At 66.5% G+C, this 1,519-nt stretch carries 3 protein-coding genes; all 3 read left to right on the forward strand.

Annotation, left to right across the window (positions count from 1 at the left end; translation table 11 throughout):
* On the forward strand, positions 1-598 hold a 598-nt coding region (locus tag B3D39_RS14205), incomplete at its 5' end, for a phage tail baseplate protein (protein WP_422664303.1).
* A gap of 1 nt (position 599) precedes the next feature.
* Positions 600-944: a hypothetical protein gene (locus B3D39_RS14210; RefSeq protein ID WP_274963023.1), complete on the forward strand. Its 345-nt coding sequence runs from the start codon at positions 600-602 to the stop codon at positions 942-944.
* A gap of 29 nt (positions 945-973) precedes the next feature.
* A partial coding sequence (locus B3D39_RS14215; protein ID WP_286789822.1) for a serine O-acetyltransferase occupies positions 974-1,519 on the forward strand: 546 nt, incomplete at its 3' end.

Raw genomic sequence — 1,519 nt, forward strand, 5'->3', positions numbered from 1 at the left:
CTGGGAGGTGTTCCAGTTCCGGGCCGCCGAGCCGGTGGAGCCGGGCGTCTGGGACGTCTCTTTGCGATTGCGCGGGCAGGCTGGGAGCGATGCGCTGATGCCCGGTGCGTGGCCGGAAGGTTCGGTCGTCGTGCTGCTCGACGGGACGCCGCGCCAGATCGAGGTGCCGCCGTCGGCGCGTAATCAGGCGCGTCACTACCGGGTGGGGCCTGCCGGTCGCGGCTATGATGACCCGTCCTATATTCATACGGTTCAAGCCTTTGCGGGCATCGGGCTGCGGCCCTTGTCGCCCTGTCATTTGCGCGCGCAGGCGCTGGGCGGTGATCTGCGGCTGAGTTGGGTGCGGCGGACGCGGATCGGGGGCGACGACTGGGAGGCGCTCGATGTGCCTTTGGGCGAGGTGTCGGAGCGCTACCGGGTGCGGGTGCTCGAGGGGCAGGAGATCCGGCGCGAGGTGATCGTGAGCGCGCCGGATTGGACCTATGGCGCGGCAGAGCGTGCCGACGACGGGATGATCGGCGCGCCGAGCTTCGAGGTGGTGCAGATCTCGGATGTCTTCGGGCCGGGACTGCCGGCGCGGCTGACCTGGACGGGGTGAGATGCGCGCGGTGCTGGACGGCGATCTGACGACGCTGGCGCGGGTGGTGATGCTTTGGCCCGATGAGCAGCGTCCGGACCAGCTTCAGCGACTCCTCGACCGGGTTCACGCGGCGGACCTCTATTGCAAGCGCTTCCGCCGCGCGCATCCGCACTGGGAGAACGGCTCGGTCCTGAGCATGGCGCTGGGTTTGCCGCGGGCGAAAGCCGGGCCGGGCGATCCGCGCTATCTGCGCGCGCTGGGCTGTGTCTGTGCGGGGATAGCCGCGTGGCGTTTGACGCGACAGCCCCTTAAGCGAAATGACAAAACGCCCCTTCCTCTATTCGCCGGAAAGCCTATGTGTTAAGTTCTTGCGCGCGAAGAGGGAGTAATCCGATGAACAAGCAGATGGCCAAGGTTACCACCGTCGATCCGGTCTGGACGCAGATTTGCGACGAGGCGCGGGCTGCGGTGCGTGACGAGCCGCTTCTGGGGGCCTTGATCCATGCCGGGCTCTTGCATCACCCGACGCTCGAACGGGCGCTGGCCTATCGTTTCTCGATGAAACTGGCCTCGGCGGAGATGAGCGAGCAGCTTCTGCGTGAGATCGCCGAGGAAGCCTTTGCTGCCGATCCCGCCTTGGGGCAGGCGGCGCGGGCCGATCTGGTGGCCGTGCACGAGCGCGACCCGGCCTGCCACCGGCTGATCCAGCCGCTGTTGTTCTTCAAGGGGTTTCAGGCGCTGCAAAGCTACCGGATCGCGCATTGGCTGTTCACGAACGGTCGCCGCGACATGGCTTATTTCGTGCAGATGCGGACCTCCGAGCTGTTCGGCGTGGATATCCATCCCGGCGCGAAGATCGGGCGCGGCATCATGATGGACCATGCCCATTCGATCGTGATCGGCGAAACGGCTGTCGTGGGCGACAATGTCTCGATGCTG

Source organism: Thioclava sp. UBA3469 (assembly GCF_002378135.1).
In the GTDB taxonomy this organism is placed as follows: domain Bacteria; phylum Pseudomonadota; class Alphaproteobacteria; order Rhodobacterales; family Rhodobacteraceae; genus Thioclava; species Thioclava sediminum.